Genomic DNA, 20,567 nt, shown 5'->3' with positions numbered 1-20,567 from the left:
TGATTCCTAAGGGATAACTCCTTTAGAACTTAACCTTACATACTTGATGTAAGCACTGTTGGCTCTGTGGTAATTTGTACGTTTCCTGCTACAGCTCTGGAAATCATACAAGAGCCTTCTGCTTTATGGGCAATACGAATTGCTTTATAAATATCTTCCTGTGACGCATCTTCGGTAAGTGTGATGATGGGTGAATGTTTGATCGCTTCATATGTAAAAATGTTATTTGTTACATCCACTGTCGCCTCTGATGTTAACGTCAGGCTGGAAGTCGTAAGCCCTGATCGCTCCAGCATAGCTGCTAGTGTAATGAGATAGCAGGTTGCCGCGGCACCCAGTAGCATCTCATCCGGATTCGTTCCAACTCCTGGCCCGCCCATTTCTTTCGGAATGGAGATTTGAGTCTTGAGTTGTCCAGCTTCAATCGTTCCATCACTATTACGACCGCCGTTCCATACGGCATTTAAAATAAATGGGTGTTTCATTTCTAGATGTCCTCCCTATCTTGAAATTGCATGACATATTTTTAATCGAATACTTTACATGCTAACATAGAAGAATGCGGTGAACAAACAGGCTCAGGCCTACTGTTCGTGAGATTTATCTATAAATTAAATTTCAGGAGGCTCTATTATCATGATAAACGATACAGATATCAAACATCTTCAGCGTTGTATTGAACTTGCCCGAATTGCACTCGAGGTTGGGGACGAACCTTTCGGCTCCATCCTGGTCTCAGCAAATGGAGAGGTCTTGGCCGAAGATAGTAACCATGTAGGCGGTGGTGACCATACTCAGCACCCCGAGTTCGCTTTAGCTCGCTGGGCAGCTCAGAATATGTCACTGGAAGAACGTAAGCAGGCAACTGTGTATACTTCCGGGGAACATTGCCCTATGTGTGCGGCAGCTCACGGTTGGGTTCAATTAGGAAGGATTGTATATGCCAGCTCTTCGCAGCAATTATCACAGTGGTTAAGCGAAATGGGCATTGCAGCATCACCTGTCCGTAATTTGAGCATTCAGGAAGTCATCCATAATGCGGTCGTAGATGGCCCTGTAACGGAGCTTGCAGAACAAGTGCGGGAACTTCATCGACAATTCCACGGACAAAGACAGTAGTAAAAAAAGAACCTTTGAATAAAGGTTCTTTTTTATGTCCTAAACTTTGTGGGGTATAAACTATAGTTGCTATATATACAGCGTCCTAAAGTTCTTATACCATTAGCTTTGTAAGCGATTAACTTTATAGGAGGAAATGACTTGACAAAGCCTGTGCAGCCCAATGAACCTCTCGTAACTCATATTTATACTGCGGATCCTTCCGCTCATGTATTTGAAGGTAAAATTTATATTTATCCCTCACATGACCTGGATCACGAAATGATCTCTAATGACAACGGTGACCAATATAATATGGAGGATTACCATGTTCTTTCTATTGATGGAGAAGGCTCCCCTTGTGTTGACCACGGTGAAGTGCTTCATGTGAAGGATGTTCCATGGGCTAAGCAGCAAATGTGGGCTCCGGATGCAGCATACAAAAACAATACCTACTATTTGTTTTTCCCAGCTAGAGACCATGACGATATTTTCCGAATCGGGGTCGCCACCTCAGCTTTACCTTCCGGACCATTTACACCTGAACCAAGCTACATTCCCGGCAGTTATAGCATTGATCCCGCCGTTTTCGTTGATGATGATGGTAAATCGTATATATACTTTGGTGGTCTTTGGGGCGGTCAACTTAAAATGGCAAACCGGCTCATTTGTTCCGGATGCCGAGGGGCCGTCTGAAATGGCACCAGCTCTTGGACCTATCGTAGCGGAGTTGAACGAGAATATGCTGAGCTTTGAAGGTGAACCTAGAGAAATATCCATCATCGATACAAACGGAAATCCGATTCTTGCTGGAGATGAAGAGAGAAGATATTTTGAAGGCCCATGGGTACATAAATACAACGGGTATTATTATCTTTCTTATTCCACTGGTACCACCCACAATATTGTATACGCTATCAGTAAAGATCCGCTTGGACCTTATGAATATCAAGGGAAAATCCTTTCTCCAGTGATAGGCTGGACAACGCACCATTCTATTGTTCAGTTTAAAGAGAAATGGTATTTATTTTATCATGACAGTTCTTTGTCTGGTGGAGCTGACAACAAGCGTTCTGTAAAATATACAGAGCTGAGATACAACGATGATGGCACCATTCAAACTATCCATCCTTAGTTTTTATTAAAATGGACTGCATGTTGTAGTTCACAGGAGGTCGTTTTTGATGACAATGAAACAACAAGGTGCTTTTTATACGGGGGAATATCGCAATATACTTAAGGAGCTCGGCTTTTCTGAAGATGATATCCACGCTAAACTCAATGAAACTTGGAATGATTTGTTTTACGGAGATCCGAACGTACGAATATACTATCCGCAGGACGAGGATAAAAGCTATATCCTGGATACAGGTAATCTAGACGTTCGGTCGGAAGGAATGTCCTACGGGATGATGATGGCTGTTCAAATGAATAAAAAAGAAGAGTTTGATCGTCTATGGAACTTCTCAAAGACGTTTATGCAGCACAAAGAAGGCCGTCATGCCGATTACTTTGCTTGGCACTGCAAGCCTGACGGTACAAGAATTTCTCAAGGACCCGCACCGGACGGGGAAGAGTTTTTCGCCATGGCTTTGTTTTTTGCCTCAAAACGTTGGGGGAACGGTCCGGCACCTTATAATTATTCGGAGCAGGCTCGAATAATATTGCGTGCTTGTGTACATAAAACTGAAACAGGCGTTGGTGACTCAATGTGGGACGCGGAAACGAAACTGATTAAATTTGTACCGGAATCCACCTTCAGTGATCCATCTTACCATCTCCCCCATTTCTATGATTTGTTCGCTTTGTGGGCTGATGAAGGTGACCACATGTTTTGGCGAGAAGCCGCGGAAGCCAGCCGCACATATCTGCATACTGCATGCCATCCGATAACTGGCCTTGCTCCCGAATATGCTAATTTTAACGGGTCCCCGGCAGAACCCCAGCCTCATGGTGATTTCAGCCATTTTTTCAGTGATGCTTACCGGGTAGCGGCTAATATCGGTCTGGACTGGGCTTGGTTCCAAAAGGACATCTGGCAGGTCGATCAATGTAACCGGATTCAGGCTTTTTTTAGGAATATCGAAGTTTCCGATTACCGGCGGTATACCATTGAGGGACAGCCCTTCGACGAACCGGCGCTGCACCCGACAGGTCTGTTGGCGACCAATGCCATGGCTTCCCTAGCTTCTAATGGCCCGGAGGCAGAGCATTTTGTCCGTTTGTTTTGGGATACACCATTGCGCACTGGACAACGTCGTTATTATGATAACTGTCTGTACTTCTTTAGTTTACTGGCCCTGAGTGGAAATTATCGCATTTATTGAAGGAAATCGAACAAACAAATAGGACTCCATTCCTCAAAAAGCTCGAGGAATGGAGTCCTATTAATCGTAACAAAGCTTTGCTATTATTTAATAACTACATATTCCAAGTTTACAAGTTTTGCATAAGCAATAATTTGGTCTGTTGTAAGCGTTAATGAAACAACGGTATGGTGACCGCCACCATTTTCGATCCAAGCTTTAACCCCATCTTGGAAGTTAGGCTTAACATTCCAAAGTACACGAGCTACTGGAAGGTTGGGAGCTGGAACCGTTGGTTCGAAAGCAGTAACTTCATTGATCAATAGTTTGTAATGAGTCCCAAAGTCAGCCATGGAAACAACTACACCGTCTCCTGCTTTACCGTCAAATACTAAACGTGCTGGATCGTCTTTACCACCAATACCCAGTGGAGATACGATAATTTTTGGTTTGTTGCTTGCCAAAGTAGGATCTACTTCAAGCATATGGGATTGAAGAATGGATTCTTGACCAACCGTCAATTCATAAGTGTAATCTTCCATAAAGCCAGTGGATTGGTTATGGCTCATCACTTTAAGCAAGCGATCGAGAGCTGCAGTCTTCCAATCTCCTTCTCCAGCAAAACCATAGCCTTGTGCCATCAGTCGTTGAACAGCAAGTCCTGGAAGTTGTTTCATTCCGTGTAAATCTTCGAAGTTCGATGTGAAGGCGTTGTAGCCACCTTGATCAAGGAAACGTTTAATAGCAATTTCATAGCTTGCTTGAACTCTCACGCTAGCTTCCCAAGCTTCTTTGCTGTTAGTCCCATAATCAAATTCATACAGCTCTGAATACTCAGCGAATAAGGCGTCGATCTCTTCTTCTTTAACTTCATTAATGATTTGTACTAGATCGCCAATACCAAAGTAGTCAACAGTCCATCCAAATTGAATTTGGGCTTCAACCTTATCTCCTTCGGTTACGCCAACGTTACGCATATTGTCACCAAAGCGAGCGACCTTGATATTAAAGCTTTCGTTATAAGCAACGGCTACGTCCATCCATTCTGCAATTTGCTTTTGGACTTCAGGACGTTCCCAGTAGCCTACTACCACTTTGTTTTGTTTGTTCAAACGGGCGTTAATAAAACCATATTCACGGTCACCATGAGCGGCTTGATTTAGATTCATGAAATCCATATCGATCGTTGCCCATGGGATACTTTCATTATATTGCGTAGCTAGATGTAGCAAAGGCTTTTGCAGCATTTTAGTTCCGCGGATCCACATTTTTGCAGGTGAGAAGGTATGCATCCAAGTGATAACACCGGCAACTTCATCGCGGTAATTGACTTCTTTCATGATGTTTGTGATTTTATCTGCGCTGACAGCCAAATCCTGTAACACTAGTGGGTAAGGTAAAACTCCGCTTTTATTCAAAGCATCTGTCATCGTTTGGGCATGCGCCTTAACTTCAGCCAATGCTTCTTCGCCATAAAGATGTTGTGAACCTACGACAAACCAAAATTCTTTTGCTACTGCTGTTGACATATTCATCCTCTTTTCGTAATTTTGTGGTTTAATTATTTTTGTCCGTAATAAGCGTCTTTTCCATGTTTTCGCAAGTAATGTTTATCTAAAATACGTTGTGGCAACTCCTCAGCAAAATGGTTCAGCTCTCTTGCAAACAAATTCATTTTGGATACTTCATCCAAAACTACACTGTTTATTACCGCCGATTTCGCATTTTTCCCCCAAGTAAAGGGTCCGTGTCCTTTAAGTAAAACACCAGGAACCGCCATAATATCAATCCCACGTTGTTCAAAGGTCTCGATGATTACATTACCCGTTTCCGCTTCGTAACCACGATCGACTTCTTCTTGCGTCAAGAAACGCGCACAAGGAATGGAACCATAGAAGGTATCAGCATGGGTCGTTCCCATGACAGGAACATCTAGTCCTGCTTGAGCCCAAATGGTTGCCCAAGTGGAATGCGTGTGAACGATTCCCCCGATCTCGGAGTAATGCTTATAAAGCACGGCGTGAGTAGGTGTATCGGAGGAAGGTCTCATATCTCCTTCAACCACATTGCCATCCAGATCAACAACTACCATATCGCTGGCTTTCATTGTTTCATAATCTACGCCACTAGGTTTGATTACGAATAATCCACTTTCACGATCAATTGCACTCACATTTCCCCATGTATATTTAATAAGTCCTTGTTTCGGCAATTCCAGATTGGCTTGAAAAACCTCTTCTTTAAGTTGTTCTAACATCTTGCCACCTCCATTTTCACACTAAATTGTCAACAGCGGACTGCTCAATCGCCAGACCCTTTTTATAACGTTCGATAAAAGTTTCAAATCCTTTAATGTCGGTTGCCTCTGGATGAACTTCTTCACCCTTAACATCTTTGAACACTTTTTGATCGAGGAAGTCTTCTAAACTTTCTTCCTGATTTTTATTCATCATGTAAGCGGCAAGAATAGCCATTCCCCATGCACCGCCTTCACCGGCAGTCGACATTACGGAAACAGGAACATTCATTGAAGCTGCCATCATTTTTTGACCCACTACAGGAGTCTTAAATAAGCCGCCGTGGCCTAAAATACTATCAATGGCTACATTCTCTTCCTTCGTCAAAATGTCCATTCCAATTTTCAAAGCACCAAAGGCGCTGAATAGATGTGTACGCATAAAGTTGGACAGATTGAATTTGCTCTCCGGCGAGCGGACAAATAGCGGACGACCTTGTTCTAACCCAGTAATATTCTCTCCTGAGAGATAACCATAGCTTAGTAATCCACCGGCATCAGGATCTGCTTCCAAAGCTTTATTTAATAGCACGCTGTACAATTTATTGGCATCCATTTTGTGTCCCATGGCTTCATAGAATTCACGGAATAACCCGAGCCAGGCGTTGAGGTCACTTGAACAGTTATTCGCATGAACCATGCCCACTGGACTTCCGTTCGGAGTAGTAACCATATCAATTTCCGGATAAACCTTGGAAAGTTCTTTTTCTAATACAATCATGGCAAAAACAGAGGTTCCTACAGATACATTCCCGGTGCGTTTTCTTACGCTATTCGTTGCAACCATCCCGGTTCCAGCATCCCCCTCTGGAGGACTAAGCGGAATACCTGATTGTAAATGCAGCGATGGATCCAGAATTTTAGCTCCCGCTTCGCTTAAAACGCCTGCTTGCTCTCCTGCAACATACACCTTAGGAAGTAAATCACTGGTCTTCCACGGATAAGCTTTGCTTGCAACCAGTTCATCAAACTGCTGTATCATGGAAGCGTTAAAATTCCTTGTAGTTTCATCAATTGGAAACATACCGGATGCATCACCAACACCAAGTGCTTTATTTCCAGTCAATAGCCAATGAATGTATCCTGCTAGTGTCGTAACAAAACGTATCTGTGGCACATGTTCTTCTTCATTCAAAATCGCCTGATAAAGATGAGCAATGCTCCAGCGTTCTGGGATATTAAACCCAAACAGATCGGTCAATGCTTTAGCAGCTGCACCCGTTGTTGCATTACGCCAAGTCCGGAATGGAACAAGCAGCTCATTGTGCTCGTCGAAAGCCATGTATCCATGCATCATTGCAGAAAATCCGATGGAACCAACCGTTTGAAGGGTGATTCCGTAATTTTGTGCAACTTCTTCCTTCATCTCGCGATAGGCGTCTTGCAGACCTTTGATAATATCTTCCAAGTTGTACGTCCAAAAACCGTCCTTCAACTGATTTTCCCATTCGTAACTTCCAGAAGCGATCGTGTGAAAGCTATGGTTAATAAGTACAACTTTGATACGCGTGGATCCAAATTCAATACCAAGCGAAGTTTCTCCCTTATTAATCGCTTGTTCGATGCTTAGTCGATTCGATATCACGTTTGTCACCTCTCTGAGAGCGCTTTTTTAAAAGGTCATGATAAGAATTTGCTTTCTTAATTGACAGCTTTAGTATAATTTTTTGTACGTACATTTGTCAATTGATTAGTTATATATACATACAAATATGGAGATAATAATGATTTAACTGTATAAAAAAAGAGCCCCTTTCTATTTTTTTTGTTGTCATGCTATAATTTGTACATACAAATTTACCGAATATACGAATAACTTAGCGAACAAGAATGGAAAGAGGAATTACATGAAACCAAAGTATCAAGTGATATTAGATGACATAAAAAGCAAAATCCTTTCGGGAGATTACAATGTTGGTGAGCAAATCCCTACTGAATCTGCCTTGCAGTCCATGTACGAAGTTAGCCGGCAGACTGTTCGAAAAGCAATTTTAGAACTTTCCAACGAAGGCTTCCTGCGAAGCGAAAAAGGTTCTGGTACTTATGTCAGCAACCAATATCGTTCGAAGACCGGCGGGAGTTCCCATAAGAAGACGATCGGTGTAATCACGACCTATATTTCCGACTATATCTTTCCTTCCATTATCCGTGGGATCGAGAGCCGGCTAAATGAGGATAATTACTCTCTACTATTAGCTAGTACAAATAACGATGTTGCTCAAGAAAAAAAGGCACTGGAAATGATGTTGTCCTACGGTGTAGATGGTTTAATTATTGAACCGACGAAAAGCAATCTATATAACCCCAATATTGCTTACTACCTTTCTTTTAAGGAACAGGATATTCCGATTATAATGATTAATGCCTTTTATGAAGAAATAGAACTGCCGTACCTTTGTCTTGATGACGTGCAGTCCAGCTATTTGGCAACAAAAGAGTTGATAACCAAAGGGCACACCCAAATAGGGCTCATTGCAAAAATGGATGATTTACAAGGGAAGTATCGGATGAAAGGGTATATTAAAGCACTCGGAGAATCCAAATTACGATTTTATCCTGAGCAGATTTTTTCATTCAACACGGAGACAAAACAGACGTTATCTACAGACTTGAAGGATTTTCTGAATAAAAATAGAGATACGCTCACTGCTATTGTTTGTTATAACGACGAGGTTGGGTTGGAAGTGGTTCATGCCTGCAGACAGCTGGACATCACTATTCCGGAGGAATTATCGATTATCGGACAAGACAATTCCTATATCGCCAAAAACGCGAACATCAAACTAACCACCTTGACACACCCACAAGAAGCCATGGGACGCGATGCAGCGGATTGGGTCATTAAGAAACTACAAGGAAAAAAAGACCTTCCAAACAACACTTATTATCAGCCTGTGTTAATTGAAGGTGAGACCGTTGTTGAGAGATAGGTTGTAACAAGGCAAGCAACCCACCAGTCATGGCTGGTGGGTTGCTTTTTTCATTTTGTCTCTACATTAAGCAGTCCGTCTCCAATTTCCGTGTTTGGAATATTTACTGGATTTCCAGATAATCAAGATAAGCATCCCATGTCCCGTTATCAGCTGTTACTACGAGCTGGATCTCTTGATTTCCGGTTCCATGACTGACATTGTTTAGAGTATAAACGGCGGGACTGCTTCCCCCGAAGTAAAAGGTGCCCTTGGTTACCCCGCCGATTTTCAAATCGACCCTCGCCATATTAGAGTTATTCGAAGCCCCGCGGAGTGAAAAATTATGGGTACCGGTCGTAAAATTCTGTGTGTATTTCACTAGATCATTGTTGGCGTATAAAGCCACTCCGGAGAATGGTGAACTTATATTGGAGGTATACTGACCACTTTTAGTCATGTTTTCAGCTTCTATTTTTGTGCTTGTGCCTGGATTTGGTGTGGAGGTTGGTGTCGGAGTTGGTGTTGTGCCTCCACCATCAGGTGCGACTGCCCTGCCTGTGCTCGTCGAGATCATGCCTGAACAAAGACCGCGGTTCTTGAGATTCTGTGCAATCTGTGGAATCGCTTGAACCGTAGTTTGGTACTGATCGTGCATAAGGATCACGTCGCCATTTTGCATTGTACCAACAGCATTTACTATCTGGGCGGTAGTGGCTCCATTCCAGTCCTGGGAGTCAACGTTCCATAACACTTCAGTAAGACCATTTTGGGCCTCGATGGACTTTAAAGTTGCGTTAGTCTCGCCATATGGCGGACGAAACAACTTCGGAGCCGTACCAGTTATAGACTGTAATGTCGTTTGTGTGTTTGTAACTTCTGACGACATTTGTGAGGTAGACAGTTGGGTCAAATGCGGATGAGACCAGGAATGGTTCCCAATCCACATGCCTGCTGACTTCTGCTGGTTTACTAGGGACGGATTATTTTGGGCATTCTGTCCAAGGTTGAAGAACGTTGCACGCAAGCCGTTTTGTTGAAGTGCATTAAGTAGTGTTACAGTATTGTTAGGGTTCGGACCATCGTCATAGGTTAATGCTACATAACCGTTCGAACAATCGGCCGCGAGCGCCTTGTCGCCAGTCATCGTCAGTGAGCCTGTGAATAAGAATACGACTAACGACGCAATGGCCGTCCATTTTATTACGTTGGCTCTAAACATCTTTTTTACCCCTCCCAGCAACTTTACCTCTTCAAATTTTTCCATTACCGCTACGTCTTATTAATTGATTTCCAGATAATCAAGGTAAGCATCCCATGTCCCGTTATCAGTAGTTACGACGAGCTGGATCTCTTGATTTCCGGTTCCATGACTGACATTGTTTAGAGTATAAACGGCGGGACTGCTTCCCCCGAAATAAAAGGTGCCCTTGGTCACTCCCCCGATTTTCAAATCGACTCTCGCCATATTAGAGTTATTCGAAGCCCCGCGGAGTGAAAAATTATGGGTACCGGTCGTAAAATTCTGTGTATATTTCACTAGATCATTGTTGGCGTATAAAGCCACTCCAGAGAATGGTGAGCTTATATTGGAGGTATACTGACCACTTTTAGTCATATTTTCTGCTTCTATCTTTGTGCTTGTGCCCGGATTTGGTGTGGAGGTTGGGTTTGGCGTTGAAGTCGGATTAGGCGTTGGCGTCGGATTCGTACCTCCGCTACCTCCGATCGTAATTGTATTGCTAGTCACGGTAGCTGTTCCACTACTTTGATAACCCTCTACCGTAAGCGAAGTTTCATACATCTTCCCCATTGACATTCCTCTGCTCTCCCATGCTTTAAAGTGTTCACTAACAGATATGGTTCCGCTTGTACGTTTGGTCGTCCGGACACTCCAATATTGTTTAAAGGTTGCTGTGCCTTTAATTGAAGGTTGGTTGACTCTGGTAGTCTCATATATGTCATATGTTCCCCCATCAACGGTAATGGTACCTTTAGACGTTCCACCAGGCGGACGCCAGCTCCCCCAGCTATCAACGATGTAATATTCGATTAGTGGATCAACGGTCCATCCGTAGACACATAAATACGAATTACCGTTTGGTTGGTAGTTGGCACTGTAGTTAACAGATATGTTTCCAATTTGCTGGTGTGTCTGGGTCTCATCGAACTTCTTACCTTTACGGAACAGAGCATTTCCGATGTTGCTCCACTGAGCACTGAATGTACCTCCACTATCAAGAGTCATACTCGTGGTACCGGAATCCTTCCATAGCTCATAATAGTAGCCGTCTTGGGTGCCACTTTGATTAGATGTGATCGTTGTTGCGGCATTTACGCTTACTGCAGGCAATGCAAGCATAAAACAAATAATGATTACTAAAAATAAACGCATTCTCTTCTGTTTCATTTGCTGTCCTCCTCTTGGTTATACTGCAACTAGTCTTACTAAGATGCTGTGCAACCCGTTTGATCAACCTCCTTTTTATTCCATATTTATTAATGTAAGCGGAAACAATTAGATTCTAACATTGTCCTATTTTTTTCATATGCATAAACTAAAGCTTATACCGTGAAAAGTTTAGATCTTTTGTAGTTGGAAATAAACGAAAATTAAATAAGCTGCTTCCGGTAGAGTACCGGAAGCAGCTTATTGGCTTGATCATTTTATCATTGCTTATGAAATGGAGTCTTAACTTAAAAGAGAATAACCTTCCCGCCATTTACTCACCACGACTCACACGAAAGCCTTGATCAGGTCCCATGCCATTTGCGTCGAACTTGCCTTGAAAAGATATCTCGTTGTTGGAGATGTTACCGATCCAACCGCCGCCCTTCACAACCCGGAAAGATCCGACATCGCTTCCCCTATCCCCGTACCAGTTCCAACACCATTCCCTTACATTCCCTGACATATCATAAAGTCCTAACTCGTTGGGCTGTTTGACACCAACAGATTTTGTTTTATTATTGTTGTTTTCAATGATAGGCCAGTTCCATTCTCCCGATAAGTATTTATCTCCAGTTTTTTTCCAATACCATGCTACCTCATCTGCATTATTGCTTCCACTGTAGGTGTAACTCTTGCTTAATTGACCTCCACCTGCAGCATATTCCCACTCTGCTTCTGTCGGTAATCGATAACCATTAGCACCTTCATTGATCGTTACGGTCCATTTTATATTATCGTTTTCGCTCTTATTATTTGTATCTATTTTATTCTTATCTATATTGTAATAGGGTGTTAAACCCTCTTTTATACTCCGCTTATTACAGTACTCAACAACGTCATACCAGCTAACCATTTCAACCGGCAAATTGTCGCCCTTGAATTCTGAGGGATTACTTTCCATTACCTCATTCCATTCTTTTTGAGTTACCTCATATTTACCGATATAAAAGTTCGATAGGGTTGCACCATTGTAGTTGGACTTTGTGTTTATAAAAGTCCCTCCCTTTACAAATACATTGTCATTACTCGTTTCAGGCTTTTCTTGTGAGCAAGCGCTGATAACAACTATTGTTGCTATGAATAGGAAACTCAATAGTTTTCTCATTGATTTATCTCCTTTGAACGGATAGGAAAATAATAAGTCGTGACGATGATCTTAGTAGTATGTAAGTCTTCTTTTGGAATAAATAAGGCCGCCGGTGGTGAGACCGGCAGTCCTTAGTATTATCATCGATTAAGAGGCTACAGTTTACCTGTTACCACACCGTTACGTTAGAGCTCCCACTACTTTGATATCCTTCAGTAGCTAACACTTGGTAAGCCCAACTACTTCCCAAATTCATTCCATATTTCTTCCATGCGTTAACGTGATTGCTAAAAGTGATAGCAACATTGCTCCCAGTCGCTCTCTTCGACTGTCTTACACTCCAGAACTGAGTGAAAGTTGCAGTGCCGTCAATAGAAGGTGCGTTGGTTCGGGTTGTCGTATAGATATCATATGTGCCACCATCACTGGTCACGGTACCTTTAAATGTTCCAGTTGGTCTATAAGTGCCCCAGCTATCAACGACGTAATATTCTATGAGTGAGTTTCTCGTCCACCCATAGAGTGTCAAATATCCATTACCGGACGGCGCCCAGACTCCGGCATTGTAGTTTATTGTCCTTGTTGGTGATCCGGTATTCCAGCCTTTACCGACAACAAAGTTCCCGGTGTTTGACCATGTAACACTGTAATTCCCACCTGATCCATTCGTAGCATTTACTGTTCCTCCACCATCAGTCCAATTTTGCCAATAATCTGTCGCCGCATTTGTAGTTGCTGCAAACAAGCTAAAGCTCATTGTAGCTGCGAATAATACAGTCAAGATTTTCTTATTCATCTTAAACATAATCTACCTCCTAAGATTTTTTTTGATTACATACTACTTGACTGACCTCTAGTATTCCAAGCAATCGTCTGTGGTTTTCTTTGTTGTTTGGTAAAACTCCCGAGATCACCACATCCTTCCATTTATATAATTGTAAGCGATTTCAAATAGAAGTTTATCATAGCTTACGTACAATTTAATCTGTTCAAATTAAAGGTTTTACCCCAAAAAGTATTGTTATTTTATGGTTACAATTGGAAATATAAAGAAAGAACATACAAAAAAAGAGGACTTAGCGTCCCCCCTTTTCTTGTCATACATCAGTTTAATTATGTTCCTTACAAGCCCCTCCACAATACTATAATATTTCACCAAAAAATTACTGAACATGTATTTCTGATTTGATATCATGTTGACTTAAAAATTTCATTAAATCATTACTAAGCTGCACAATCTCATTGTTAGCATTATTCGCATAATCCGGCAACATCATATCCCTAACCATTTTAGTTCGTAGCCATGTCATAAAGAAAAGGTCCAAAAATAAGTTTGGAAATTTAAGCACCATTTTAAGCATTGGTGGATCAATTGAAACGCCAGCTTTTTGTGTTGCCCTTAGATACGCTTTTAAAGTGAATGTTATTTTGCGTGCTGTCTTTCTAGTTCTGGCTGTTTTTTTGTCAATGATCTTATTCTCAGAATGCAAAAAGCTCAACATGGCAATGTCTGATACGGAATGTGTGATCAGATACGCTTGCATATCTTTTTTAATAACGTAGGGAAGCTTTGCAGTTTTAAACAATTTTGCAAGGTTTTCTATGCGTTCTGTCACTACACCATTAATTTCTCCAAATGCAGTTGCCGCTATAAACTTTGGTAGAAATCGAGCATGCAATACTCCATCTTTAATCTGTCCGCCGAAGCCGGGAAAAGCTGGTAAAAGTCTATCCCCTACGATATCCAGCCACGAAGAAAATCCAATTGAATTACTAGTCATCGTAACTATATTTTTGCTTTGATTATCTTTGAGCGCTAACAACGCTGCTTCGGACCGATCATAACGAACGGTAACGAAAATAAAATCGTATACATCGTCATTTTCGAGCGTATCAATGACATTCACTTGTATCGATCTAACTGTACCTTTTTCTATATACTGCAGGCCATTTTCTCTTAATGATTTATATCTATTCGAATGTGCAAACAGGCTAACGTCAAACCCTGCTTCAATAAGCTTAATTGCGTACATGCTCCCGATGACACCTGCACCAAAAATTAAAATTCTATCTTGTTTTGCTGACATATAAACCACCCCTACTTATTAATATTCCCTTTTGAATATCCGACAACGTGTTGTATGATGTGATTATAAATCTTCATTATCCCTTGATCAACCATCAGTTTTTTATGATTTGTCGGATGATATTCTTATTCACTAGTAGGAGGGAAACATGAAAAAGCAACCCCAAATAACGGAGAAAACAAAACAAAAGTTTGTAGAAGTTTTTTGTGAGTTATATAGCCAAAAGCCGATTGAGAAAATTTCGATTCAGGAAATTTCGAATAAGTCAGGATATAACCGCAGCACCTTTTATCAATACTTTACTGACATTTACGAATTGTTAGACTCTGTTGAAAATGACCTATTGAATGAAATGAAAAAAGAATTGGCAAATAAAGAGCTATCGTTGGATACGGTTCAAGACACGCTCTATTGTCTGGATAAAAAAGAACATCTCCTGGTTCTTAATGCCCTTTTGGGTGATTATGGAAGTGCCCGTTTTTTAAAACGCTTAAAAAAAGAAATCACTTTGAATCAATTAGAATTAAACGTTCCGCAAAACCAATCCTTAACGCCATACTTCATTGAGTTTTACCTGACAACTGCCCTTTCTTTATTTCGTCTTTGGCTCCAGCGTCAAAAGGATTTATCGTCAGAAGAATTTTTCAAGTTAGTAGAGAACCTATATTCAAAAGGGATTACACCCTATTTTAAAGAATGAGTCTGTCATTCAAACCAAATCCCCATAAGGGTCCGCATTCTGGTTTAAGAATTATTCTTCGGTAAAGAAAATCGAGACCATTCAATTGGATAAAAAAAACCACTGATCTAGTTGACTAGATCAGTGGTTTTCTATTTTTTTGTAGATTTTTATATAATATATCCTCTTTCCAAAACTCCATAACAGAAGACAATAAATCCCTAAATGATCACATATAATGGAAGTCCGTTAAACGATATACTTCTATGTAAGCGTTAACATTCCGTTGCAGGAGGTGGCCCTTAGTCGTGTATGCTCGTATCATCACTCTTATGAATAATCTAAGACTCAGAACGAAGTTATTTCTATCATTTGGCTGTGTCGTTCTAATCCCGGTCTTAATTGTAGGGCTGTTCCTTACAAATGAACTACGGAATATGGCAATGGCTAATGCGCTTGAGCAGATTACAGCCAACGTGGATCGAGTGAAAAAACGGACTGGCGAAATGCTCAACATCCCGCTTGATATTGCTTATCGCCTATCGAATGATAGCCGGCTTGAAGAGGTTGCCAATCATCGTTATGAGTCTGTCTATGATGTTGTTGAAGCTTACTGGAACTATCCTGATTTCCGTGATTTTGTTCGACTATACAACGAAGTTTCCAGTATCCGCTTATATATCGATAATCCAACGGTTCTTAACAACTGGGAGTTTCTACAGACGAATGAGAGTGTTACGCAGGAACAATGGTACCAAACCGCACTAGCCCAAAGGGGACTGGTCTGCTGGAATTATATTCGAGACAACCGTAATGGACAATATTATTTAAGTCTAATCCGAAAGGTCAATTTTTTTAAGGCGAGATCCACCGGTGTGCTAGTCGTGAATGTGAATACCAAAAAGCTCAATGCGATCCTCAACCAAGAATCTTTTGAAACTCTTATTATGGATGAGAACGACAATATTGTCGCCTCAAATCGTGTAGATACACAAGATAAATCACTGTCGAATATTGACCTAGCAACCTTATCCGCTACAGGGCAAGGTCCCCACGATGTAACCATTGATGGCAAACCCTTCAAAATGGTGATCGATCACTGGCAACCTGGAGGAAGCTTGAATAGCCTGCGTATCATTTCCATTTTTTCTGTAGCAAGCATCGTCGATGAGCCCAACCAAATTATCTTTCTAGCTTCAATTGTAATTCTTTCGGCAATGATTATGGCTATTCTGTTGATTTACTATGTCTCGCGGCTACTCACCGGAAGGATGCTACATTTGAGCAAACATATTTCTAAGGTCGCTGCGGGAAATTTAGGAGCCACGCTTGTTATTGACGGTAAAGATGAAATCGGTCAGCTTGCCAGACAATTCAATCATATGGTTCGGAACATTAATGAACTAATGAGTGAGGTACAAGAATCCAATCGACAGAAAAATGCGACTCAGCTTAAGCAAAATGAAATTAAATTCAAGATGATGGCCAGCCAGATCAATCCTCACTTCCTCTTCAATGCCCTAGAATCAATCCGCATGAAAGCTCTTGTCAGAGGACAAGCGGATATTTCTCAAGTCGTTCGACTGCTGGGAAAAATGATGCGTAAAAACCTTGAGGTCGGCAATGGGAGGATCAGTCTGCAAAGTGAGCTAGAAACCGTAAACAGTTACCTAGTCATCCAAAAATTCCGCTATGATGACAGACTCACTTATGAGCTACTTGTGGACCCAAAGGCGAATCCTTTTCAAATTCCCCCTTTAATTATTCAGCCCCTGGTAGAGAATTGTGTCATCCACGGATTGGAGAATCGAATTGAAGGCGGCATGGTCCGGGTGGAAATCCGCTTAGAAGACAGTTATCTAAAGGTTCAGGTATCTGACAATGGAGTGGGTATTTCAAAAACACGGATACAAGAAATTAGGAAGATGTTGAATAACAATGATGACTATGAAACTAATAATATTGGGATGCGCAATATTCATTTGCGGCTGCAGCTGACCTACGGTCCACAATTTGGGCTGACCTTAGCAAGTCAAATCGGATTCGGAACGCAAATCAGCTTTGCGATTCCATTAAGGAGTGATTCTTATGTATAGCGTGTTGATAGTGGATGATGAGCTGGCGATCCGTGAAGGACTAGTTGCTCTGCTAGACTGGGAGAGTCTTGGATATCAAGTCATCGATTCCGCCGCAAATGCCATTGAGGCTAAACATAAATATGAACTTTACTCCCCTGATTTAATGATCGTAGATATCCGTATGCCCGGTAGAGATGGTCTAGAGCTTGTTGAAGAACTGAGAGCACTTGATCCGGAAATGCACATCATCATCCTCAGTGGCTATGCGGATTTTAACTATGCTAAGCGAGCGTTATCCTTTGGCATTGATACCTATTTGCTCAAGCCTGTAGATGAAGATGAACTACAGCTATACTTGGAGAATCTGTCCATTGAGCTGGATGCACGTATTACTGATCGTAAGAAACAGGCCGCAGTCAAAGTATGGAACCGGGAAATGCTAGTTCAATCCTTGTTAATGGATCGAAGTGCGCAGACTCCGTCAATAATGGATTCAATCATTCTTGAAGCAGAACTACTATGGGATTCCTATCAAGTGGTTCTGATTAGGCTGATACTTCAGGACAATGCGGATCATGGACCTTCAACAGTCGTAAAGGCGAGACTTGCAAAAAGCTTTGAAGAAAATGACTGGGGCATAGTATTCTTGCTAGATTCTTATTTGGGGGTTCTGCTTCAGCCCTCATTTCAGAAAGAACTTGTACATAAGTTAATGGTCCAGAATATACAGAAAGTAGTATCTGACCATGAACTTGAATGTATCATCACCGCAGGTGATATGGTGAACTCTCTGGAGGATATCTCTGTCTCCCACCTATCGGCGCTGGCAAGGATGAAAGAGCATTTCTTCTATGACGAGACGGGGATGATTGGACCGGATTCCATGAAAATAAAGAATGGGCTGACAGTTAGTTCAGAGGAAATAGAGAACAGGCTGGAGTCCGTTCTAGAACGGATGTTTTTTTGTATGGATACCGGCAATTGCTCGTTACTCTTCACCCTGATTCAAGAAGCTGGAGAACTTATGATTACCGCCGATTATTCCGAGATGGCCGTGAAATCGCGTTATGTGCGTATCGTCTCTTATCTACTTAACAAACTCTCGTTTCAATATAAGGAGCTGAGTCCTATGCACAGCAACATGGATGAGCAAATTGAACAAATCTATAAACATACCTCTCTGCCGCAATTGCAGCGCTATGCCTCCACTCTTCTTGAGTATTATGCAAAAGGCATTACCCGCGACGATATGGAGGTCTTCCTAAAGCGGATGCTGGATCTCATCCATCGACATTATAATAAGAATCTTAAGCTCGACACGCTAGCGGATGTATTTAGTTATAGTAGCGCTTATCTAGGGAAGCTTTTTAAGAACAGCACGGGGTATTCTTTTAACAGCTATCTAGATAATGTCCGCATGGAGAAGGCCAAGGAACTGCTTACTCAAGGCTACAAAATCCATCAGGTTGCAAACGAAGTGGGCATCAGTGATGTAGATTATTTTCGTGAAAAATTTAAGAAGCATGAAGGTGTCTCTCCCTCCGACTACCGCAGAAAGAATTAAAAGAGACTCAACATTTTTCAGAAAACGCTTACGAAAATAACAGATATACCCCTGTTTTTTATATAAAATATTCGGGTGTTTCTTTCACTTTCTGTAGATTATGATTATGGCATATCGAAGGAGGGACATAAATGAAAGCGATTACCTCAAAAGATCAACTGGAGCTGAAGAAGCCTGTTTCACGCTTTTGGCCAACTTTTATACAGCAGAAATACCTCTATATGATGGCCTTCCCATTTGTGCTCTGGGCATTTGTATTTAATTATTTGCCTTTATGGGGCTGGACGATGGCTTTTCAGAAATACAAACCCGGAAAATCCTTTTTCGATCAAAAATGGGTCGGCTTACAGTACTTCAGAGAGCTTTTTCAAGATGATCAATTCTTTAATGCACTTCGTAATACCCTCGCTATGAGCATCATGGGCTTGTTGGCTGGATTCATTATTCCCATCATTTTTGCTATCCTTCTGAACGAGCTACGGCTTCAGTTTCTGAAACGGTTTGTACAGACAGTCTCCTATCTCCCCCACTTCGTATCTTGGGTAGTTGCTGCCGGAATTATTACCAAGATGCTCTCTACCGATAACGGTGCGGTAAACGACCTGCTGCTAAGTCTTCATCTAATTAGTGAACCTATACAATTCATGGCTAAAGGTCATTTATTCTGGGGGATCGTCACAGCTTCTGATGTTTGGAAGGAAACCGGGTGGAACACAATCATTTACCTTGCAGCTATCTCAGGTATAGGTCCAGAGCTTTATGAAGCAGCAAGAGTAGACGGTGCAAGTCGCCTGCAGCAAGTACGAAACATTACACTTCCAGGTATTCAGACAACCATCATTATTCTGCTCATTATTTCCATCGGACATTTAATTAGCATTGGGTTCGAGAAGCAGTTCCTGCTTGGCAATAACCTGGTGCGCGACTACTCACAGACGCTGGATCTCTACGCATTGAACTACGGGCTTGGCATGGGCCGCTTCTCCTTCGGTACAGCCATTAATATCTTCAATTCTGTGGTAAGTGTGATTCTGCTGTTTGTCGCCAACGGGATATTCAAAAAAATAACAAAAGAAAGCATCATATAGGAGGCCCTTATGCTAAGTAAAAAACTGGCCGCCGTGTCATGGTCGGACCGCATCTTCGATCTGGTAGTCTATATTGCGGTCACTGTAGTAACCATAGTTACGCTATATCCTTTTCTGAATGTGTTGGCAATTTCCTTTAACGACTCCACAGACAGCATTAAGGGTGGAATTACGATATATCCACGCGTCTTCACTATTAAGAACTATGAGACGATCTTTGCCTATTCCGGGCTGATGACCGGACTCAAAATCTCTATATTACGTACGGTGATTGGCACGATTCTTGGGTTAGTTAGTGCCTCCATGTTAGCTTTCACTCTGAGTCGGGTAGACTTCCAAGCCCGAAAGTTCGTCTCTACATTTCTCGCGCTTACGATGTATGTCTCAGGTGGTCTCATCCCTGGCTACATCCTGATTAAAGATCTTCATATGATAGGAACCTTTAGCGTGTATGTCCTCCCCGGTCTAGTCAGCGCATTTAATGTATTTGTCATCCGTTCCTTTATCGATGGCTTGCCCTATGCACTGCAGGAATCCGCTAAGTTGGACGGTGCTAATGACTTCACGATTTATTGGCGGGTTATTCTTCCGCTGACCAAACCTGCGCTGGCAACCATCGCTCTCTTCCTCGCCGTTGGCCAATGGAATTCATGGCTTGATACTTATCTTTACAATGGTTCCAAGGATGCGTTGACTACTCTCCAGTTCGAGCTAATGAAGGTCATACAGAGTACGACAACTAATGCGGACAATTTCCGAGGTCGCAATATGACAGAGGTTATGGCACAAATTTCTCCGGAATCAGTCAAAATGGCAATCACGATTGTAGTCACTGTGCCTATTCTAATCGTCTATCCGTTTTTGCAGCGCTACTTTGTTAAAGGTATGACTTTGGGTTCAGTAAAGAGTTAGTACGCTAATGG

General features: G+C 41.8%; 17 protein-coding genes and 1 pseudogene. 9 read left to right on the top strand and 9 right to left on the bottom strand.

Translation table 11 applies throughout. The annotated features are described in order from the left end of the window. Positions 1-35 precede the first annotated feature (35 nt). Positions 36-485, bottom strand: coding sequence for an OsmC family protein (locus NSS87_RS15045; protein WP_339248214.1), 450 nt, complete (start codon positions 483-485; stop codon positions 36-38). Between the two features lie 151 nt (positions 486-636). Here NSS87_RS15045 and NSS87_RS15040 point away from each other — a divergent pair, with 151 nt between their 5' ends. The 3 genes and pseudogenes from NSS87_RS15040 (at position 637) to NSS87_RS15030 (ending at position 3,425) form a co-directional block, all read left to right on the top strand. Beyond that, a complete protein-coding gene (locus NSS87_RS15040) occupies positions 637-1,119 on the top strand; it encodes a nucleoside deaminase (RefSeq protein ID WP_042188217.1) in 483 nt (160 codons plus the stop codon). Between the two features lie 141 nt (positions 1,120-1,260). Beyond that, positions 1,261-2,233 (top strand): annotated as a pseudogene (locus NSS87_RS15035) (glycoside hydrolase family 43 protein). A 49-nt stretch (positions 2,234-2,282) separates the two neighbouring features. Then, entirely contained in the window at positions 2,283-3,425 is a 1,143-nt protein-coding gene (locus NSS87_RS15030) for a glycosyl hydrolase family 8 (RefSeq protein WP_339248211.1), read from the top strand. Between the two features lie 83 nt (positions 3,426-3,508). On the opposite strand, the gene araA is transcribed toward NSS87_RS15030, so the two are convergent. From araA to NSS87_RS15015, 3 genes are read right to left on the bottom strand one after another with little or no spacing between them, the layout of a single operon-like run. Beyond that, a complete protein-coding gene (araA, locus tag NSS87_RS15025) occupies positions 3,509-4,933 on the bottom strand; it encodes an L-arabinose isomerase (protein ID WP_149645589.1) in 1,425 nt (474 codons plus the stop codon). Positions 4,934-4,965: 32 nt separating this feature from the next. Beyond that, positions 4,966-5,661 (bottom strand): L-ribulose-5-phosphate 4-epimerase, encoded by a 696-nt coding sequence (locus NSS87_RS15020; protein ID WP_042188210.1) that lies wholly within the window; start codon positions 5,659-5,661, stop codon positions 4,966-4,968. Between the two features lie 16 nt (positions 5,662-5,677). After that, positions 5,678-7,285: an FGGY-family carbohydrate kinase gene (locus NSS87_RS15015; protein WP_339248208.1), complete on the bottom strand. Its 1,608-nt coding sequence runs from the start codon at positions 7,283-7,285 to the stop codon at positions 5,678-5,680. 262 nt (positions 7,286-7,547) lie between these two features. Between NSS87_RS15015 and NSS87_RS15010 the strand changes: the two genes are divergently transcribed. After that, positions 7,548-8,630, top strand: a complete 1,083-nt coding sequence (locus tag NSS87_RS15010) for a GntR family transcriptional regulator (protein ID WP_042188207.1) — start codon at positions 7,548-7,550, stop codon at positions 8,628-8,630. 103 nt (positions 8,631-8,733) lie between these two features. Here NSS87_RS15010 and NSS87_RS15005 read toward each other — a convergent pair whose 3' ends face one another. The 5 genes from NSS87_RS15005 to NSS87_RS14985 form a co-directional block, all read right to left on the bottom strand. Next, positions 8,734-9,831 (bottom strand): polysaccharide deacetylase family protein, encoded by a 1,098-nt coding sequence (locus tag NSS87_RS15005; RefSeq protein ID WP_339248205.1) that lies wholly within the window; start codon positions 9,829-9,831, stop codon positions 8,734-8,736. Between the two features lie 60 nt (positions 9,832-9,891). Beyond that, a complete protein-coding gene (locus NSS87_RS15000) occupies positions 9,892-11,019 on the bottom strand; it encodes a glycoside hydrolase family 11 protein (RefSeq protein ID WP_339248202.1) in 1,128 nt (375 codons plus the stop codon). A 313-nt stretch (positions 11,020-11,332) separates the two neighbouring features. Next, the gene (locus tag NSS87_RS14995) at positions 11,333-12,166 is read right to left on the bottom strand and encodes an SUMF1/EgtB/PvdO family nonheme iron enzyme (RefSeq protein ID WP_339248199.1); all 834 of its coding nucleotides are present in this window, start codon (positions 12,164-12,166) and stop codon (positions 11,333-11,335) included. 151 nt (positions 12,167-12,317) lie between these two features. Then, complete coding sequence (locus tag NSS87_RS14990) at positions 12,318-12,953, bottom strand: glycoside hydrolase family 11 protein (RefSeq protein ID WP_042188200.1); 636 nt, start codon at positions 12,951-12,953, stop codon at positions 12,318-12,320. Positions 12,954-13,311: 358 nt separating this feature from the next. Continuing rightward, complete coding sequence (locus NSS87_RS14985; RefSeq protein WP_339248195.1) at positions 13,312-14,235, bottom strand: 2-dehydropantoate 2-reductase N-terminal domain-containing protein; 924 nt, start codon at positions 14,233-14,235, stop codon at positions 13,312-13,314. A 148-nt stretch (positions 14,236-14,383) separates the two neighbouring features. Here NSS87_RS14985 and NSS87_RS14980 point away from each other — a divergent pair, with 148 nt between their 5' ends. The 5 genes from NSS87_RS14980 (at position 14,384) to NSS87_RS14960 (ending at position 20,556) form a co-directional block, all read left to right on the top strand. Next, complete coding sequence (locus tag NSS87_RS14980; RefSeq protein WP_339248192.1) at positions 14,384-14,935, top strand: TetR/AcrR family transcriptional regulator; 552 nt, start codon at positions 14,384-14,386, stop codon at positions 14,933-14,935. Between the two features lie 287 nt (positions 14,936-15,222). Continuing rightward, positions 15,223-17,010 (top strand): sensor histidine kinase, encoded by a 1,788-nt coding sequence (locus tag NSS87_RS14975; protein ID WP_339248190.1) that lies wholly within the window; start codon positions 15,223-15,225, stop codon positions 17,008-17,010. Continuing rightward, on the top strand, positions 17,003-18,556 hold the full coding sequence (locus NSS87_RS14970) for a response regulator transcription factor (RefSeq protein WP_339248188.1): 1,554 nt from the start codon (positions 17,003-17,005) through the stop codon (positions 18,554-18,556). Before NSS87_RS14975 ends, NSS87_RS14970 begins: the two co-directional genes overlap by 8 nt. A 131-nt stretch (positions 18,557-18,687) precedes the next feature. Continuing rightward, positions 18,688-19,644: an ABC transporter permease subunit gene (locus NSS87_RS14965; protein WP_339248186.1), complete on the top strand. Its 957-nt coding sequence runs from the start codon at positions 18,688-18,690 to the stop codon at positions 19,642-19,644. A gap of 9 nt (positions 19,645-19,653) precedes the next feature. After that, positions 19,654-20,556, top strand: a complete 903-nt coding sequence (locus NSS87_RS14960; protein WP_042188188.1) for a carbohydrate ABC transporter permease — start codon at positions 19,654-19,656, stop codon at positions 20,554-20,556. Positions 20,557-20,567 lie beyond the last annotated feature (11 nt).

Origin of the sequence: Paenibacillus sp. FSL F4-0243, assembly GCF_037963295.1 — a bacterium.
Classification (GTDB): domain Bacteria; phylum Bacillota; class Bacilli; order Paenibacillales; family Paenibacillaceae; genus Paenibacillus_AQ.
Note: the sequence above shows the minus strand (reverse complement) of the source record. Positions and strands in the feature narration are given on the sequence as shown.

Excerpts from the sequence above, each read along its gene's own strand:
- NSS87_RS15045 (WP_339248214.1), bottom strand. The coding sequence starts at position 485 with ATGAAACACCCATTTATTTTAAATGCCGTATGGAACGGCGGTCGTAAT.
- NSS87_RS15040 (WP_042188217.1), top strand. The coding sequence starts at position 637 with ATGATAAACGATACAGATATCAAACATCTTCAGCGTTGTATTGAACTT.
- NSS87_RS15030 (WP_339248211.1), top strand. The coding sequence starts at position 2,283 with ATGACAATGAAACAACAAGGTGCTTTTTATACGGGGGAATATCGCAAT.
- araA (WP_149645589.1), bottom strand. The coding sequence starts at position 4,933 with ATGTCAACAGCAGTAGCAAAAGAATTTTGGTTTGTCGTAGGTTCACAA.
- NSS87_RS15020 (WP_042188210.1), bottom strand. The coding sequence starts at position 5,661 with ATGTTAGAACAACTTAAAGAAGAGGTTTTTCAAGCCAATCTGGAATTG.
- NSS87_RS15010 (WP_042188207.1), top strand. The coding sequence starts at position 7,548 with ATGAAACCAAAGTATCAAGTGATATTAGATGACATAAAAAGCAAAATC.
- NSS87_RS15005 (WP_339248205.1), bottom strand. The coding sequence starts at position 9,831 with ATGTTTAGAGCCAACGTAATAAAATGGACGGCCATTGCGTCGTTAGTC.
- NSS87_RS15000 (WP_339248202.1), bottom strand. The coding sequence starts at position 11,019 with ATGAAACAGAAGAGAATGCGTTTATTTTTAGTAATCATTATTTGTTTT.
- NSS87_RS14995 (WP_339248199.1), bottom strand. The coding sequence starts at position 12,166 with ATGAGAAAACTATTGAGTTTCCTATTCATAGCAACAATAGTTGTTATC.
- NSS87_RS14990 (WP_042188200.1), bottom strand. The coding sequence starts at position 12,953 with ATGTTTAAGATGAATAAGAAAATCTTGACTGTATTATTCGCAGCTACA.
- NSS87_RS14985 (WP_339248195.1), bottom strand. The coding sequence starts at position 14,235 with ATGTCAGCAAAACAAGATAGAATTTTAATTTTTGGTGCAGGTGTCATC.
- NSS87_RS14980 (WP_339248192.1), top strand. The coding sequence starts at position 14,384 with ATGAAAAAGCAACCCCAAATAACGGAGAAAACAAAACAAAAGTTTGTA.
- NSS87_RS14970 (WP_339248188.1), top strand. The coding sequence starts at position 17,003 with ATGTATAGCGTGTTGATAGTGGATGATGAGCTGGCGATCCGTGAAGGA.
- NSS87_RS14965 (WP_339248186.1), top strand. The coding sequence starts at position 18,688 with ATGAAAGCGATTACCTCAAAAGATCAACTGGAGCTGAAGAAGCCTGTT.
- NSS87_RS14960 (WP_042188188.1), top strand. The coding sequence starts at position 19,654 with ATGCTAAGTAAAAAACTGGCCGCCGTGTCATGGTCGGACCGCATCTTC.